The sequence below is a fragment of the Ruegeria sp. HKCCA4008 genome (assembly GCF_013033125.1).
In the GTDB taxonomy this organism is placed as follows: Bacteria; Pseudomonadota; Alphaproteobacteria; order Rhodobacterales; family Rhodobacteraceae; genus Ruegeria.
On the sequence record NZ_WQDM01000001.1, the window covers coordinates 324,826 to 340,543 of the forward strand.

At 52.4% G+C, this 15,718-nt stretch carries 17 protein-coding genes; 13 read left to right on the top strand and 4 right to left on the bottom strand.

Annotation, left to right across the window (positions count from 1 at the left end; genetic code table 11):
• Nucleotides 1–153: 153 nt before the first annotated feature.
• Complete coding sequence (locus GOW60_RS01605; protein WP_171227999.1) at nucleotides 154–804, top strand: GntR family transcriptional regulator; 651 nt, start codon at nucleotides 154–156, stop codon at nucleotides 802–804.
• Here GOW60_RS01605 and denD read toward each other — a convergent pair.
• Together denD and GOW60_RS01615 are read right to left on the bottom strand one after the other, a co-directional pair.
• On the bottom strand, nucleotides 801–1,769 hold the full coding sequence (denD, locus tag GOW60_RS01610; RefSeq protein ID WP_171228000.1) for a D-erythronate dehydrogenase: 969 nt from the start codon (nucleotides 1,767–1,769) through the stop codon (nucleotides 801–803). The genes GOW60_RS01605 and denD overlap by 4 nt on opposite strands.
• Nucleotides 1,766–2,734, bottom strand: coding sequence for an NAD(P)-dependent oxidoreductase (locus GOW60_RS01615; RefSeq protein ID WP_371813316.1), 969 nt, complete (start codon nucleotides 2,732–2,734; stop codon nucleotides 1,766–1,768). The genes denD and GOW60_RS01615 overlap by 4 nt, the downstream gene beginning before the upstream one ends.
• Nucleotides 2,735–2,840: 106 nt before the next feature.
• On the opposite strand from GOW60_RS01615, the gene GOW60_RS01620 reads away from it, so the two are divergent.
• From GOW60_RS01620 to GOW60_RS01640, 5 genes are read left to right on the top strand one after another with little or no spacing between them, the layout of a single operon-like run.
• A complete protein-coding gene (locus tag GOW60_RS01620; protein ID WP_171228001.1) occupies nucleotides 2,841–3,599 on the top strand; it encodes an SDR family oxidoreductase in 759 nt (252 codons plus the stop codon).
• The gene (locus GOW60_RS01625) at nucleotides 3,596–5,392 is read left to right on the top strand and encodes an IlvD/Edd family dehydratase (protein WP_171228002.1); all 1,797 of its coding nucleotides are present in this window, start codon (nucleotides 3,596–3,598) and stop codon (nucleotides 5,390–5,392) included. The genes GOW60_RS01620 and GOW60_RS01625 overlap by 4 nt, the downstream gene beginning before the upstream one ends.
• 11 nt (nucleotides 5,393–5,403) lie before the next feature.
• A complete protein-coding gene (locus GOW60_RS01630) occupies nucleotides 5,404–6,252 on the top strand; it encodes a fumarylacetoacetate hydrolase family protein (protein WP_171228003.1) in 849 nt (282 codons plus the stop codon).
• A complete protein-coding gene (locus GOW60_RS01635) occupies nucleotides 6,218–7,168 on the top strand; it encodes a 2-hydroxyacid dehydrogenase (RefSeq protein ID WP_371813324.1) in 951 nt (316 codons plus the stop codon). The genes GOW60_RS01630 and GOW60_RS01635 overlap by 35 nt, the downstream gene beginning before the upstream one ends.
• A gap of 16 nt (nucleotides 7,169–7,184) precedes the next feature.
• The gene (locus GOW60_RS01640) at nucleotides 7,185–7,775 is read left to right on the top strand and encodes a LysE family translocator (RefSeq protein WP_171228004.1); all 591 of its coding nucleotides are present in this window, start codon (nucleotides 7,185–7,187) and stop codon (nucleotides 7,773–7,775) included.
• Nucleotides 7,776–7,823: 48 nt separating this feature from the next.
• Here GOW60_RS01640 and GOW60_RS01645 read toward each other — a convergent pair whose 3' ends face one another.
• Nucleotides 7,824–8,591 carry an SDR family oxidoreductase gene (locus GOW60_RS01645; RefSeq protein ID WP_171228005.1) on the bottom strand — a complete coding sequence of 256 codons (768 nt, stop codon included), beginning with the start codon at nucleotides 8,589–8,591 and terminating at the stop codon, nucleotides 7,824–7,826.
• Nucleotides 8,592–8,660: 69 nt separating this feature from the next.
• Between GOW60_RS01645 and GOW60_RS01650 the strand changes: the two genes are divergently transcribed.
• The 3 genes from GOW60_RS01650 to GOW60_RS01660 all read left to right on the top strand — a co-directional run bounded on the left by GOW60_RS01650 (nucleotide 8,661) and on the right by GOW60_RS01660 (nucleotide 11,004).
• A complete protein-coding gene (locus GOW60_RS01650; protein WP_171228006.1) occupies nucleotides 8,661–9,719 on the top strand; it encodes an L-idonate 5-dehydrogenase in 1,059 nt (352 codons plus the stop codon).
• Entirely contained in the window at nucleotides 9,712–10,533 is an 822-nt protein-coding gene (locus GOW60_RS01655; RefSeq protein WP_254443810.1) for a phytanoyl-CoA dioxygenase family protein, read from the top strand. Before GOW60_RS01650 ends, GOW60_RS01655 begins: the two co-directional genes overlap by 8 nt.
• Before the next feature lie 84 nt (nucleotides 10,534–10,617).
• Nucleotides 10,618–11,004, top strand: a complete 387-nt coding sequence (locus tag GOW60_RS01660; RefSeq protein WP_171228008.1) for a hypothetical protein — start codon at nucleotides 10,618–10,620, stop codon at nucleotides 11,002–11,004.
• Nucleotides 11,005–11,066: 62 nt separating this feature from the next.
• On the opposite strand, the gene GOW60_RS01665 is transcribed toward GOW60_RS01660, so the two are convergent.
• A complete protein-coding gene (locus tag GOW60_RS01665) occupies nucleotides 11,067–11,849 on the bottom strand; it encodes an MOSC domain-containing protein (RefSeq protein ID WP_171228009.1) in 783 nt (260 codons plus the stop codon).
• Nucleotides 11,850–12,249: 400 nt separating this feature from the next.
• On the opposite strand from GOW60_RS01665, the gene GOW60_RS01670 reads away from it, so the two are divergent.
• From GOW60_RS01670 to GOW60_RS01685, 4 genes are all read left to right on the top strand, one after another.
• Nucleotides 12,250–13,569, top strand: a complete 1,320-nt coding sequence (locus GOW60_RS01670) for an ABC transporter substrate-binding protein (RefSeq protein ID WP_171228349.1) — start codon at nucleotides 12,250–12,252, stop codon at nucleotides 13,567–13,569.
• Between the two features lie 80 nt (nucleotides 13,570–13,649).
• The gene (locus GOW60_RS01675; RefSeq protein WP_171228010.1) at nucleotides 13,650–14,597 is read left to right on the top strand and encodes a carbohydrate ABC transporter permease; all 948 of its coding nucleotides are present in this window, start codon (nucleotides 13,650–13,652) and stop codon (nucleotides 14,595–14,597) included.
• Nucleotides 14,594–15,532 (top strand): carbohydrate ABC transporter permease, encoded by a 939-nt coding sequence (locus GOW60_RS01680; RefSeq protein WP_171115165.1) that lies wholly within the window; start codon nucleotides 14,594–14,596, stop codon nucleotides 15,530–15,532. Before GOW60_RS01675 ends, GOW60_RS01680 begins: the two co-directional genes overlap by 4 nt.
• Nucleotides 15,529–15,717 (top strand): hypothetical protein, encoded by a 189-nt coding sequence (locus GOW60_RS01685; protein ID WP_058274732.1) that lies wholly within the window; start codon nucleotides 15,529–15,531, stop codon nucleotides 15,715–15,717. The genes GOW60_RS01680 and GOW60_RS01685 overlap by 4 nt, the downstream gene beginning before the upstream one ends.
• The last annotated feature ends 1 nt before the right edge of the window (nucleotide 15,718 follow it).

Sequence of the window (15,718 nt, forward strand, 5' to 3'; positions counted from 1 at the left end):
CCGCCTCCTTTGCTGTCACGCAGGTAAACGTTAAGCCGACGAATCGAATGCAACAAGAAAAAATTGAAATTTCTAAAAATTTCGAGATTCTTGCGATAATTCGAAAATAAGGTTAGGACGCTACTTGGACAAAACTTTAAGGTGCATGCTGGGATGAACGAAGAAATAGATATTTATCAAGACCTTAAAATGCGCCTGATCTCTAATGGATTCGTGCATGGAGCCAAGGTGCGGGCCGAAGAACTACGTAAAGTGTATGGCTGTTCCGCAAGTGCGGTTCGTGAAGTCCTTTTTCGTTTGGCTGCTGTTGGTTTGGTGGACTTTCAGGAACAAAAAGGTTTCCGCGTACCAATGCGTTCACCGCAGAAGCTTATCGAATTGACACATGTCCGTGTTCTGTTGGAGGCCGAAGGCACCGCAATGTCGATCCGAAATGGCGGGGTGGATTGGGAAGCAAGACTTACGGCTGCACATCACAAACTCAGCCATATCGAAAAACGCATTCACGCCACGGACGACCCAAGCGACCTTGTCGAGATCTGGTTTGCCTCGGAGAAGGAGTTTCACCAGACGCTTATTTCTGCCTGTGGCTCGGAAACCTTAAAACAATTGCATAGCCGGATTTACGCGCAATTCAGACAGCAGTTGATGGTGGCAGACCGGAACTTTGAGTTCATTTCTCAGAACATAAGGCATCATGCAGATATACTTGAAGCGGCGTTATCAGGGGATGAGCAGTTAACACGGGAGAAAATCCACAATCATCTGAAACGCCATCTAACCGGAAAGACGATGGGCGACTAAGGCCGAAAATCGTCTTCCAAATACACTTGAATGATTTCATCAAAACTTGATTCCGCTTTGAACCCCAACTTCAGAGCGCGATCTGTTTGAAAGTCGCGCGGCCAATTCTTGACAATTCCTTCAATTGCCTTGTCTGGTTTTCGCCTGATTAGGCCAACTGCGTCTTGACCGGCGACATTGCGCAGAGCTTCGATTTGTTCGGCGACGGTGCAACTGACACCTGGCATGTTCAAGGCGCGTCGGTCATTCAAAAGCTGCGTGTCCAATGTTGCGGCGTGGGTCAAAAAAGTCGCAGCGGCGCGGGGGCTAGCGTGCCAGTGTCGAACAGTTTCGGCAACTGGCAAGACAGCCTCATCCCCATTCAATGGCTCGCGGATTATTCCTGAAAAGAAGGACGAAGCGGCAGCGTTGGCCTTGCCCGGGCGCACACACAATGTGGGTAAGCGCAAGGAAATACCGTCGATATATCCTTTCCTGCTGAAATCCGTGATCATCAGTTCAGACGCCGCTTTCTGCGCTCCGTAACTGGTCAAAGGTACCGAAAGGAACTCATCGCTTATCTTTTCGGGGAACGGTGACCCGAACACCGCTATGGATGAGGCAAAAACCAGGCGAGGAGTGTACTCCCTTCCTGATGCCTCGTGTTCATCCTTAAGTGCGTTCAGCAGTGCCCACGTCGCCATAAGGTTTACATCCCAGCCCAACGCAAAGTCTGTCTCGGCTTGGCCAGAAACGATCGCTGCAAGATGGAAAATTACATCCGGTCGCTGCGCGGCAAAAGACTTAGCTATTCCTGACGCGGTGAAGTCCCCTACAATTTGATTACCTGCCGCACTATCGGGTGGGAACGAGAGATCGAACAGTGAAACTTGGGCATCCGCTCCAAAAGTTTCATGGGTCGAAATGCGATGGGCCAGTTTCTGACCCAGCATTCCTCCACCGCCTATGACAAGGATCCGCGTCATAGCAATCCGTTCCGTTTTTTGAGTTCCAGATACAAAGCTGAATGATCCATTTCGGCCCCATCCATTTCGTCTATCAGATATTCGAAACGGTCGCGCACAGATTGGGTGCTAGGTAGCTCAACGCCAAGGCTTCGCGCTTCCTCCAGCGTGTTGTCCAAATCCTTCAACTGAAACTTGGACAAACCTCCGGGTACAAAATTTCCGTCAGACATGCGTTCGCCATGTTGTTGCAAGATAATGCTATCAGCAAATCCCCCCTTCAGTGCGGCCCTCAACGCGGCAGGGTGAGCCCCGCCTCGCTGAGCCAGTAAAGTCGCTTCGGCGACAGCCGATATAGTCACAGCGACAATCGTCTGATTGGCCAATTTGCACAATTGACCAGAACCACTTGGGCCTACATGCACAGGGCGGCCCATTGCTGACAGAACCGGTCGCACGCGCTCCATAACGTCCTGATCACCACCGACCATGATCGCAAGCGTGGCAGCTTCGGCACCTTTGGTGCCGCCGGAAACCGGGGCATCCAGATGCTGCAACCCCATCGAAGACAATTGCGCGGATTGTTCACGGGCGTGTTCGGGTTTGGCGCTGGACATATCAATCCAGATCATCCCGGGTTTGAGTTGTTTGCAGAAAGCCTCGTCAGAAAGTAGCGCGCCGGTCGCGTATCCATCCGACAGCATGGTTACTATTACGTCTGCACCCGAAACCGCCAGCGGGGCAGTTTCCGCCAATGTCGCGCCTTCCGCCGTCAACGGTTTTGCCTTATCCAAGCTGCGGTTCCATACAGTTAACGGAAATTCGGCGCGCAAAATATTCCTCGCCATAGGAGCGCCCATCAGGCCGGTTCCCAATAGAGCTACTTTGAACTGCTTGCTCATAATCCTCTGTCCTTCCGAAGATGCGCCACGCATGGTTATGGCCAAACCAAAATCTCTGTCATACGCTAACGGCTCTGGGCCCACATGCCAGAAGTCGTTGCAAATCCACCAAGGTTTCTTTGCTTCTCGGTTGATCTGTGGGACGAAGCAACACTTGTCCAGTCGCCACTTTTAGGGTCGGAAAATATATATGTCAGAGAGACTTACGGGAAAAAACGTGCTGGTTACAGCCGCCGCACAAGGGATCGGACTTGCAAGCGCAATCGCAATGGCAAGAGAGGGTGCGAAAGTCTATGCGACGGATATTAACCCTGAAAAACTAAATTTGATTCGCGATCGGAATCTCGAAAATCTCGAAATTTTCGAGATGGATGTGACAAATAATGACAGTATTCATGATGGGGTCGCGCGAGCGAAGCCGGATGTTTTGTTCAACTGCGCCGGGTTTGTGCATCACGGAACTGTTCTGGATGCAACCGACGAAGAATGGGACTTCGCCATGGACCTGAATGTGCGCTCAATGGTGCGCACAACAAAGGCTGTATTGCCGGGGATGCTAGAGCGCGGAGGAGGCTCGATTATCAACATGTCCTCCGCACTGAGTTCGATAATCGGTGCGCCAAATCGTTTTGTATATGGAACGACTAAGGCTGCCGTTGTTGGGCTGACGAAATCGGTAGCCGTGGACTTCATAACACGAGGAATTCGGTGCAATTGTATTTGTCCGGGAACAGTCGACAGTCCCAGTTGGCGTGACCGCGTAGATGCGTTGGGCGAGCATCTGGGCAGCAGAGAAGAAGCCCTTGCACAATTTGTGGCGCGTCAGCCCATGGGGCGTGTAGCGAAGGCAGAAGAGATTGCTGCATTGGTCGTCTATTTGGCGAGCGATGAAAGTGCATTCACCACGGGACACACGCACATAATTGATGGGGGATGGTCAGGCCAATGACTAAAATATCAAAAAATGATCTGCGATCTCGCAAGTGGTTCATGAATTCTGAGAACCTTGAGATGACGGCATTGTATCTAGAGAGATACCTGAATTACGGGTTGACCCGCGCAGAACTGCAATCGGGCAAGCCGATCATTGGGATTGCTCAGACCGGGAGTGATTTGAGCCCCTGCAACCGGCATCATATCGAGTTGTCCAAACGCGTTCGCGACGGGATCATCGCCGCCGGGGGAACGTGCATCGAAATACCGGTCCACCCGATACAAGAGACCGGTAAACGGCCAACGGCCTCTCTCGATCGCAATCTGGCTTATCTGTCCCTGGTTGAGAGTCTATTCGGGTATCCGATTGATGGCGTTGTTCTGAACATTGGTTGCGACAAGACCACGCCCGCACTTCTTATGGCCGCTGCGACCGTCAACATCCCAGCGATTGCCCTGTCGGTCGGCCCAATGCTCAACGGCTGGTGGAAAGGTGAGCGCGCCGGATCAGGAACGGTTATTTGGAAAGCGCGCGAAGACCTTGCGGCTGATGAAATCGACACCGATGAGTTCATGGAGATCGCAGCCGCCGCGGCACCTTCGGTGGGTTATTGCAATACGATGGGAACAGCAACGACCATGAATTCGCTTGCTGAAGCCTTGGGTATGCAATTGCCAGGATCAGCAGCCATACCAGCCCCGTACAGAGAGCGCGGTCAAATCAGTTATGAAACGGGTAAACGCATTGTGGACATGGTCTGGGAGGATTTACGCCCCAGTGATGTGATGACACGTCAGGCTTTTGAGAATGCGATTGTCATAAACTCGGCGATCGGTGGATCGACGAATGCGCCGATCCACCTGAATGCGATCGCTCGGCATCTTGGTGTTCCATTGAACAACGATGATTGGCAGAAACTTGGCCACGACGTTCCTCTGTTGGTTAACATGCAGCCTGCGGGAAAATATCTGGGCGAAGATTACCAACAGGCCGGGGGTGTTCCCGCCGTTGTCGGAGAGCTTCTTGATGCTGGATTGCTGCCGCATCCCGATGCGATAACGGTGAACGATAAGACGATAGGCAAAAATTGCTCGACGCGCCGGTCTCAGAATAGCGACGTAATCAAGCCTGTCAGTAGCCCGGTTAAGCCACAGGCGGGGTTCATCAATCTCTCGGGCAACTTGTTCGAGAGTGCGATTATGAAGACATCTGTGATTTCGCAGGCATTTCGAGAGACCTACTTGTCGAACCCGGATGATCCTAATGCATTTGAGGGCAGGGCGGTTGTGTTTGATGGGCCCGAGGATTTTCACCATCGGATCGATGATCCCGCCGAAAAAATCGATGCAAACTGTATTCTGATTATGCGCGGAGCAGGACCAAAAGGGTACCCGGGTGCCGCAGAGGTCGTGAACATGCGTCCGCCTGCATATTTGTTGAAACAAGGCATCGAAGCCCTTCCTTGCATCGGTGATGGCCGGCAATCCGGCACCTCAGGAAGCCCGTCTATCCTGAATGCTTCACCAGAAGCTGCAGAGGGCGGTGGGTTGGCCTTGGTGCGAACTGGCGACCGACTGCGCATCGATCTTGGCAAAGGCACAGCAGATATGCTGGTTTCGCTTGAAGAACTGCATGAACGCGCCCGCGATCTGGAGGCAAAGGGTGGGTATAAAGTGCCGCCCAATCAATCCCCATGGCAGGAAGTATTCCGCGAAAAAGTAGATCGGTTGGATCGCGGTATGACGCTCAAGGGTGCCGAAAACTACCGCGATATCGCGCGAGGCTTCATTCCACGCGACAATCACTAAAAGGAACAGAAATGAAACTTGTTCGTTACGGAGCCGAGGGCTCGGAAAAGCCTGCTTTGGTCGATTCTCAGGGTCAATTGCGGGATTTGTCCGCCCACATCAATGATGTTACGGGCGATGTTCTGGATGACGGAACACTTGATAGTCTGCGCTCATTGGATCCGAATAACCTGCCAATTGTCGAGGGGGATCCTCGTATTGCACCGTGTGTCGGTGGCATCGGAAAATTTCTTTGCATCGGTTTGAATTACTCGGACCATGCCGCAGAAACCGGCGCAGATATTCCAGAGCATCCGATTCTTTTTTTCAAGGCAAACTCAGCCGTCATTGGTGCCTATGATGATGTTGTCATGCCGCGCGGATCTACTCACACCGACTGGGAATGCGAACTGGGCGTCGTGATCGGTAAAACGGCCAAATACGTGTCCAAGGCCGACGCGCTCGAACACGTTGCGGGCTATTGCATCGTGAACGATGTGTCAGAACGGCATTTTCAGACTCAACTGACCGGTCAATGGACCAAAGGCAAGTCTTGCGACACATTTGGCCCCACAGGTCCTTGGCTAGTGACCCGGGATGAGGTGCCGGATCCTCAAAGTCTTGGTATGTCACTGGATGTAAACGATCAGCGCATGCAAACCGGGAATACTTCTACGATGATCTTTTCCGTTGCCGAGATCATTGAACATCTAAGCCAACTTTTCACACTGTACCCCGGTGACGTCATTTCAACTGGAACACCGCCCGGCGTCGGAATGGGGATCAAACCGGAACCAGTTTACCTGAAAAAAGGCGACGTCATGGAGCTTCGCATCGATGGGCTTGGTGTTCAGCGGCAAAAGGTCGGCCAAGATGACTGACTTATTGCAAATCGGCGGGATCACTGAACGGATGCGAGAACGCCTGTCCGCAGCGTTCGACATTCATCAATTGGACGATTTCAACGCGGATAGTATTACGCATATCGTAACGAACGGGCACGATGGTGTTCCGCATGACCTGATGACATCACTCAGCAATCTGAAGATGATCAGCGTCTATGGAGTCGGTTACGACGCCGTCGACGCAAATGCCGCGGCAGAGCGTGGAATTGTTGTGACGCACACACCCGATGTTTTGAACAAAGAAGTCGCAACCACCGCCGTTCTGCTATTGCTGTCATGTTACCGAGAGCTTGTACGTGACGACAATTACGTTCGGTCCGGACGCTGGGAGGTTGAAGGCAATGCCCCTTTGACCCGATCAGCAGACAATCAAAAGATAGGGATTCTTGGTCTTGGTCGCATTGGTCAGGCGATCGTTGATAAGTTAGAGCCGTGGGCCCCCGAAATCTCTTATCACACCCGCAATCAAAAGGATGTCCCGTACCGTTATTTCGACAATTTGGTTGAAATGGCAGAACATGTTGACGTCCTCATATGCATCACGCCCGGCGGTCCGTCGACCAATAGGCTGGTCAACGCTGAGGTGCTTCGCGCGTTGGGGGCGGGCGGCACTCTGATAAACGTTAGTCGAGGTTCGGTCGTCGACGAAACTGCCCTTACCAACGCATTGCAAAACGGCGAGCTTGGGTGGGCGGGGCTTGATGTTTTCGAGGACGAACCGCGTGTTCCAAAAGCGTTGCGCGAGATGTCCAATGTCGTTCTGCTACCTCACGCTGGTAGCGCGACTATTGAGACGCGTGCAGCTATGGGTGACCTAACCGTCGACAATCTTCTGCAACACCTTAAGGACGGATCGGTGATCACAGCTGTGCCAGAATGCAGAGATCTGTAATAGGCCAATCTGAAGAGTGTTTGAGTTTGCTGTCGCGGTTTTCTTTCTGCTGATTACGCCGGGCCCAGGCGTTCTAACAACTGCGGGTATTGGATCAGCATTTGGTTTTCGAGCTGGTCTCGCCTTCGTGGCTGGTTTGATGCTGGGCGGGTTCATCAACATGATGTTGGTTGTCTCTGGAGTCGCTGCGGTAGCTTTGGCTATACCGGCGCTCAGAACTTTGCTGCTATTCGCCTCAGTCGGGTATTTGGTATTTCTGGCCTGGCGAATTGCCAGCGCTGGCTCAAAGGTCGGGTTTTCTCCAGCGGTTTCGCCACTTGGTTTTGCGAATGGGCTGACACTTCAGTTCATTAATCCCAAGGCTTACGTGGTCAGCACAGCATTGTTTTCAGGGTTTGCCTTTTTGCCCGATGCGCCCGTTTGGGAGGTCGTCATAAAAATCCTTGTTTTCAATATGATATGGGTGCCAGTGCACATGATCTGGCTGGGTGCTGGCGCAAAACTGGGCAGCCTTGATATAAGCCAAAGATCGCATCGAAGGATCAACTTTGCGATGGCGGCTTCCTTGATTGTTGTTGTGGTGATTGCTTTGGCGTCGGCGCTTTAAACGATATCTTCGGTCAGTCGCATTCAGCAGAGGATTGAAAGCCACAAATCAAAGTGACGCCGTTATTCCACCATCGACATAGAGAGTATGTCCATTGACGAAACTGGATGCAGGGGACGCAAGGAATATGGCGGCACCGACAAGTTCTTCTACATTTCCCCAGCGACCGGCTGGAGTACGTTTCTCGAGCCATGCACTAAACGCTGGGTCGGCAACCAAGGCGGCGTTCAAAGGTGTATCGAAATATCCGGGCGCAATGGCATTGCAGTTCAGACCATACTTGGCCCAATCAGTTGCCATGCCTTTTGTAAGGTTGGTCACGGCACCTTTTGTTGCCGTATAAGGCGCAATGCCCGGTCTTGCCAATGCGGATTGAACCGACGCAATGTTAATGATCTTGCCAGACTTTCTTTCAATCATGTGTCGTGCCACTGCCTGACCGACGTGAAAGACGGACGCGACATTTGTCTGTAGTAGGCGCTCGAAGGCATCAGCGGGGAAATCCTGTAACTCCGTCCTGTGTTGCATTCCGGCGTTGTTTATCAGGATGTCTATCGGGCCAATCTTTTCTTCAAAGTCGTCCACAGCAGATCGGACGCCTTCATGATCGGTCGCATCGAACGCAAGTTCCCGTACCGAGGCGCCTGTTTCACTTAGTTCGGAGGCTGCTGCCGCCAGTTTTGTGGTGTCGCGCCCGTTCAAAACGACCTGCGCACCGGCAGCAGCCAAGCCACGAGCCAACGCAAATCCAATGCCTTGGCTAGAGCCTGTTATCATCGCCCGAGTTCCATTTAGGCTGAACATTTCAAGCGTCATGCAAAAATCCCTTGGTTGTCGGCACCGACTATCCGTATCTTTTGGCGATGTGTATAGGGAGTCCGCGCAATGTCTTCGGCCAGTGTTGCTGTTGTTATCCATGCTGCGAAAGATCTGAGGTTGGAAAACCGGGATGTACGCGACCTGGGACAAGACGAAGTTTTAATTGCATTGCGCGTGGGTGGGATTTGCGGCTCTGACCTGCATTATTACAACCACGGTGGCTTCGGCGCCATCAAGCTGCTTCAACCGATGGTGCTTGGACACGAAGTCGCCGGCGAAATCGTAGAATTCGGGTCAAGTGTGCAGGGGCTGAACCTAGGTCAATTGGTTGCAGTTTCTCCATCCCGCCCCTGCCAAGCCTGCTACTATTGTCTGAACGGGCAGCAAAACCACTGTCTTGATATGAAGTTCTATGGCAGCGCAATGCCGTTCCCGCATATCCAAGGCGCTTTTCGGAGCAAACTCGTGGCGAAAGCCAGTCAATGTGTTCCGGCAGACGGGTTGAGCCCTGCACAGGCCGCTATGGCAGAACCGCTGGCGGTTTGTTTGCACGCGGTTAAACAAGCTGGAAGCCTGGTGGGTAAAACGGTGCTTATCACCGGATGCGGCCCGATCGGCTGCCTTACGATCTTGGTGGCACGTCGTTCTGGGGCGGCCAGAATAGTCGCGACAGATATCTCGGACCAGACCCTAGCCATAGCGCGTGAATGCGGGGCAGACGATGTCATCAACACCTACACTGATCCGCAAATGTTGGAACGGTTTGAAAAGGACAAGGGCCAGATTGACGTCCAACTGGAATGTTCCGGGGCTCAATCGGCCCTGGCTTCTGGCGTCGCATGCTTGCGCCCGCGTGGAACTTTGGTTCAGCTTGGCCTGGGCGGAGACATGACAGTGCCGATGCAGGCGTTGACTGCAAAAGAGATTGCACTTCGCGGATCTTTCCGTTTCCATTCCGAGTTCGCGGTCGCTGTCGAAATGATGCGAAACGGACTACTAAACGTCGACCATCTGGTGACGCATTCCTTCGAAGTTGGGGAGGCTGTCACTGCTTTCGAGGTTGCGTCTGATCGAAGCCGATCAATGAAGGTGCAGTTAACATTTCCGGATAATGACAATGGTTAAACGAATGCCTGATATAGCGACGACTTATGAAAGAGATGGTTTCGTGGCTCCGCTGGATATCCTGACAGTTTCCGAGGTTCAAACGCTGCGCGATGATTTTGAGAAAGCAGAGCGCACCCTCAGAGATGACCCAGAGAAACTCAAGCTTCTATACTCGTATCCGGACAGGCTGATACCATCATTCGATGCACTTCTCCGCCATCCGAAGCTGATTGAGGCTGCTTCAACGGTGTTGGGGCCGGACCTCATGGTTTGGAGCGGTGCACTTTTCGTAAAAGAGGCGCGATCATCGAAAATCGTCTCGTGGCACCAGGACTTGACCTATTGGGGATTGGATGATGCAGAAGAGGTTACTTGTTGGGTTGCGATTTCAGAAGCGTCTGAGCAAAGCGGGTGTATGAAGTTTGTTCCCGGCAGTCATAAAAACCGTATCGTGCCTCACGTAGACACTTTCAGCAAAAACAATCTGTTATCACGCGGACAGGAAATCGCAGTCGATGTGAACGAACAAGATGCAGTGGCTGCGGAATTGCGTGCAGGGCAGGCATCCATGCATCACGGGCATCTCTTTCACGCATCGGGACCCAATAACACAGACGACAGACGCATTGGCGCGGCGTTGCGTTTCATAAAACCCTCAATGAAACAGAAAAACGGCGTGAAAACTTTGGTTGCGCTTGTCGCAGGGCAAGATGATTTTGGGCATTTCTTAGTTGCGCCTTCCCCTCAGGGCTTTTTGCATGAGAGCGATTTCGATTTGTGTCAAAGGGATGCAGACCGCAAGAAACAAATACTTTTCGCTGGAGTGCAGTGATTTCCTTCGCAAGCTCTGAACCATTATTACACCAACCCTAAAGCAGACCTGAATTGCGAAAACAGGTGAACAAATAAAACAGTCTTGTCAGAAGAACTCGGATTGAAACGGGCAGGGGCTTTCGAAGCCTCCACCTATGACCAACTCAAGCCCATTCAAGGAATTCAAGGCCAACCCCAGGATCATTCGTCGGGCCGTGATACTGTACCTTCTGTTTCCTGTGCCTTTTACAATGTCGAAGACCTGATGAATGAGCGTAGGATAAACGAACACGCACCTTCGCTCTTGCCGGGCCGCGCGAACTTGGTGCGGCAAAAAGGGCATCTGTACTGGCTTAGCAGAGACTGGTTCCAATTTGTCTTACAGCACCGCCATTTGTATCCGTTTCGCATCATTTCCATTCGACGATCTGGATTCATGCTGCAATTTTCGCGAGTTGCATTGCGTGAGTCCGAGCACAGGTTGATCTGATCACGTCCGATGAATGTCAAAAGAACTCCGGCGACGTGTAAGTGTCAGATCAATTGGGCCACTTATTCCTGCGGGCATTTTCCTTTTTGGCCAGCAAAGAGGGTGCCGCCATCCAGCACTTCTACGTAAACCCCCATATCCATATGGCCCAGATGGGTTCGAAGTAAGAACGGAATGTTCAAGTCTCGAAGGGCCGTCACAGGATTCACCTCGGTAGCGGCGCATCGTTTCGTCCGCGAGAGTATCCGCAGCCTGACATCGCCGAACACAAAGCTGGAACCGACAGAGCTCAGCTCGGAAAACGGTGGCAATCCGTCAATTTCGATATTCGCCCGAAATCTGGCCGGGTGAATGTCTGTGCGCAACTTTCTGCTTAACGCATCAACAGAGCTTAAGTTGAGAACCGATATCGCATTCATCATCTTCGGTGAAACGACTGAAACATCTGTGAAACGATGCGGGTGCGAAGACACGAATCTAGGCGGTTCAGGATCCTGTAGTTCCAGCGTATCATATAGGAGTCTGGCGGCATCCGTTTTTCCTTGTGGCTCGCTCATGCGGAAGCAGTGGGTGCGGCCGTCCACATCAATTTCCAACTGCTGAGTTGTTGCGTCGAAACGTGTCCTGAGACCCGCAAGCCCAGCTTCTTTCAGCAAAACAACAAAGCGGTCTTTAGGAAGTGGCTTTGGGTCAGTCGGGTCAAAGCCGGAATTGTAGCGAGCAAAGCCGAAAAGGCGGTCACCAGGTACACCCTCACCCGCGCTCAGGTTGACTGTGTTCAGCGGCTCCGGACTCAGACCCTTGATAGGGTAACGCTTCATTCTGACAATGGTGAGTTCGCTCATGCGTTGGTTTCCGATCCGTCGTGAACAGCCGAATTTGGCTCGTCTTGCGTCTTCTGGGCCATCGATTTCCACGCGTTCGGGCGGGGGGCGGAAAGCCGAAAATCCAGCAATGCAGGGCCTGTGAGAACTGGCTATCCAAAGCTGCCTGCAGGTCAGTTTCAAAGAACTGTTTTGAGACTAGCGGTTTTTCCAGGGGATTGTTGCAAAGTATGCAGAAGGAAATGGTGCGGTGTAAATTTTTCAAAAACAACGAATTAGTAGCGTAAATTTAAGTTACATGGGGCGTTTTGAGGTACGAACCTCAAAATTATCTAGACTTGAGGTGCGTACCTCAAATAGCCTTGGAAGTATGCCGCGATTCGCACATCCTCGATTGACGGCGTTAAAAAGGGAGGAATGGATGACTTACTCAAAACTGGCGTCTGCCAGCGCAATAGTCCTTGCCGCTACTACTCTTTCTACCAAGGCAAATGCTGAAGACCTGACACTGTGTTGGGCGGCATGGGACCCGGCCAACGCGCTGGTTGAGCTATCCAAAGAATTCGAGGCCGAGTCTGGCCACACAATGAACTTCGAGTTTGTGCCCTGGCCGAACTTTGCGGACCGCATGCTGAATGAGCTGAACTCCGGAGGGAAGCTTTGTGACCTGCTGATCGGGGACAGCCAATGGATTGGCGGAGGAGCTGAGAACGGTCACTATGTAAAGCTGAATGACTTCTTTGATGCTGAAGGCATCAGTATGGATGATTTCGCGCCGGCAACTGTGTACGCTTATTCGACTTGGCCAAAGGGCACGCCAAATTACTATGCGCTGCCTGCAATGGGTGATGCGAACGGTTGGTTCTATCGCAAGGACTGGTTCGAAGATCCCGATATCCAAGCCGCCTATAAAGAAGCAACCGGTCAAGATTTGCGTGAACCGGAATCCCAGAAAGAGTTGTTGCAGATTGCGCAATTTTTCCAAGGTCGCGAGATCGACGGAAAAACTGTGTACGGCGCTGCGATCTTTACAGAGCGCGGTTCGGAAGGGATAACGATGGGCGTGACGAGTGCGCTTTACCCATGGGGGTTCAAGTATGAAAATACGCCGGGCTCGTATGACATGGAAGGCGCTGTGAATTCACCCGAAGCCGTCGAAGCGCTGGAATTCTACAAAGAGTTCTACAAATCAGCGACACCTCCGGGGTACACAAACTCTTACATGGGTGAAAGCCTGGACGCCTTTAAGTCAGGTCAGGTCGCCATGGCCATGAATTGGTTTGCATTCTTCCCAGGCCTCTATGCCGATCCCAATACCGGTGGCGACAAGATCGACTTCTTCGTGAATCCGCCGCAAAATCAGGCAGGTTCAACGTTGGGCGGGCAAGGGATTTCTGTCGTCAGCTATTCTGACAAACAGGATGCCGCGCTTGAGTACATCAAGTGGTTCGCGCAACCCGAAGTTCAGGCCAAATGGTGGGAACTGGGCGGTTATTCAGCACATAATTCCGTGCTGGAAGACCCAGGCTTCGTGGACAGCCAGCCCTTTGCCGGTGACTTTCTGGAAGCCATGGCAGGTGTGCAGGACTTCTGGCAGGAGCCTGCCTATGCGGAATTGCTGTTGGCCATGCAGAAACGTATCCATGACTACGTTGTCGCCGATCAAGGCACCGCACAAGAAGCGCTTGATCTTTTGATCGAGGATTGGACCGAAGTCTTCGAAGACGAAGGCAAGCTTTAATCCGGAAGCAGGGCAGGAGCGGGTTCAATCCCGCTCCACCATGACCCGTGTGTCCCAAACCGACAAGAACTGGCAAAGAAATGTCTGACCGGACCATAGATCGCGTTGCGCAGGCAACGCCCACGCGAGTTACGCGCAAAATCAGAGGGTTATCCGATCGAGCAATTGCTTGGATATTCATTTCCCCGACGATCTTCCTGCTGCTTGCAATCAACATTTTTCCGTTGATTTGGACAATCCAGCTTAGCTTTACCAACTACAAAGCCAATCGGATAGGGCGCGAGGTCAAGAATGTCGGGTTCAGGAATTACGAGCGTATCCTGACGGATTCCGACACCTGGTTGAATATGCAGGCGACGGCGCATTTTCTCTTCTGGACGATCTTTTTTCAGGTTCTGATCGGGTTCACCTTGGCGTGGCTAATCAACAAGAAGTTTAAAGGAAATGACCTGTGGACCACGATTATTGTCTTGCCAATGATGCTGTCCCCTGCTGTCGTCGGGAACTTTTGGAAGTTTCTCTATCAGCCTCAGATCGGACTGTTCAACTATATCGTTTCGTGGTTCACCGGCAAAGACCCGTCAAGTTTTGAGATGCTGGGCTCGGTGACGTTGGCGCCCTGGGCCATCGTCATCGTCGACACATGGATGTGGACGCCGTTTGTGATGCTGATCTGCCTGGCCGGGCTGCGCAGTATTCCCGATTACATCTACGAGGCGGCCGAGATCGACAGGGCCAGCAAGCTGCGGCAGTTCTTTACAATTACGATCCCGATGGTGCTGCCATTCCTGATGCTGGCGGTGCTGTTTCGAGGGATCGAGAACTTCAAAATGTTTGATCTGGTGGTGCAGTTGACCGGCGGTGGGCCGGGGTCCGTTACGGAACTCACTTCGATCAATCTCAAGCGAGAGGCGTTTGAGAAGTGGCGTACAGGGTATGCATCGGCTTATGCAATCATCCTGTTCGTCACCGTGTTCGGCCTTGCGTCGATTTACGTCAAAGCCCTGAACAAGGTGAAGCAGAGATGAGCGGCTTTTCCGTCACTGAACCTTCGAACCGGTCCAAATGGATCGCAGGAATCCTGGTCATCACTTATGCGCTGATCACGATGATCCCGCTGGTGTGGATTTTGCTGACCGGGTTCAAATCCCCTGCCGACGCGATCAGCTACCCGCCCAAAGTGGTCTTTGACCCAACGCTCGAAGGTTACGTCAATCTTTTCACTACGCGCACCAGGCAGACGCAGGAGTTTCTGGAAGCCAACCCGCCGCAGAACTGGGCCGATGAGATCGTCCGCCAATATGACATGGTGATCGTTGGGCCCTCCAAGTTCGGCGAGCGTTTCATGAATTCGGTCATCATCGGATTTGGATCCACGTTCTTGAGTATCTTCCTTGGCACGCTGGCCGCCTATGCATTCAGCAGGTTCAAGGTACCGCTCAAAGACGACCTTCTGTTCTTCATTCTTAGTACAAGGATGATGCCTCCGGTCGCTGTCGCCATCCCGATCTTCCTTATGTTCAGAAACCTTGGGCTGAGCGACACGCATCTGGGGATGATCCTCCTGTATACGGGCGTGAATATCTCCCTGGCGGTTTGGTTGCTGAAGGGTTTCATCGACGAAATTCCAAGAGAGTACGAGGAAGCCGCCCTTATAGATGGCTACACGAGGTTTCAGGCCTTCTACAAAGTGGTGCTGCCGCAAGCCGCCACAGGCATTGCGTCAACTGCGATCTTCTGCCTGATCTTCGCATGGAATGAATATGCTTTCGCCGTGCTGCTGACTTCGGCCAACGCGCAGACAGCGCCACCGTTCATCCCCACCATCATCGGTATTGGCGGTCTGGATTGGCCTGCGGTTGCGGCCGGTGCGACGATCTTCCTGATCCCTGTTATGATTTTCACCATCCTGATGCGCAAACACCTGCTGCGCGGGATCACATTCGGAGCCGTACGCAAATGAGCGAGTTTCTTACCGGATTGATGCGGCTCCGCCGCGGCCCGTGGGAGATGGTCGCCACCATCCTGATCGCACTGGGTGTCTTCATGCTGATGCAGCCCTTTGTCCTTTGGGCGTTCACCTATTCCTTCATCGTCACGCTGATCGGAACCGTCATGTTCATCATCGTCAGCCATTTTCCGGAGTAGA

Excerpts from the sequence above, each read along its gene's own strand:
- GOW60_RS01670 (WP_171228349.1), top strand. The coding sequence starts at position 12,250 with ATGACTTACTCAAAACTGGCGTCTGCCAGCGCAATAGTCCTTGCCGCT.
- GOW60_RS01675 (WP_171228010.1), top strand. The coding sequence starts at position 13,650 with ATGTCTGACCGGACCATAGATCGCGTTGCGCAGGCAACGCCCACGCGA.
- GOW60_RS01650 (WP_171228006.1), top strand. The coding sequence starts at position 8,661 with ATGTCTTCGGCCAGTGTTGCTGTTGTTATCCATGCTGCGAAAGATCTG.
- GOW60_RS01605 (WP_171227999.1), top strand. The coding sequence starts at position 154 with ATGAACGAAGAAATAGATATTTATCAAGACCTTAAAATGCGCCTGATC.
- GOW60_RS01685 (WP_058274732.1), top strand. The coding sequence starts at position 15,529 with ATGAGCGAGTTTCTTACCGGATTGATGCGGCTCCGCCGCGGCCCGTGG.
- GOW60_RS01680 (WP_171115165.1), top strand. The coding sequence starts at position 14,594 with ATGAGCGGCTTTTCCGTCACTGAACCTTCGAACCGGTCCAAATGGATC.
- GOW60_RS01630 (WP_171228003.1), top strand. The coding sequence starts at position 5,404 with ATGAAACTTGTTCGTTACGGAGCCGAGGGCTCGGAAAAGCCTGCTTTG.
- GOW60_RS01625 (WP_171228002.1), top strand. The coding sequence starts at position 3,596 with ATGACTAAAATATCAAAAAATGATCTGCGATCTCGCAAGTGGTTCATG.
- denD (WP_171228000.1), bottom strand. The coding sequence starts at position 1,769 with ATGACGCGGATCCTTGTCATAGGCGGTGGAGGAATGCTGGGTCAGAAA.
- GOW60_RS01620 (WP_171228001.1), top strand. The coding sequence starts at position 2,841 with ATGTCAGAGAGACTTACGGGAAAAAACGTGCTGGTTACAGCCGCCGCA.
- GOW60_RS01645 (WP_171228005.1), bottom strand. The coding sequence starts at position 8,591 with ATGACGCTTGAAATGTTCAGCCTAAATGGAACTCGGGCGATGATAACA.
- GOW60_RS01655 (WP_254443810.1), top strand. The coding sequence starts at position 9,712 with ATGGTTAAACGAATGCCTGATATAGCGACGACTTATGAAAGAGATGGT.
- GOW60_RS01665 (WP_171228009.1), bottom strand. The coding sequence starts at position 11,849 with ATGAGCGAACTCACCATTGTCAGAATGAAGCGTTACCCTATCAAGGGT.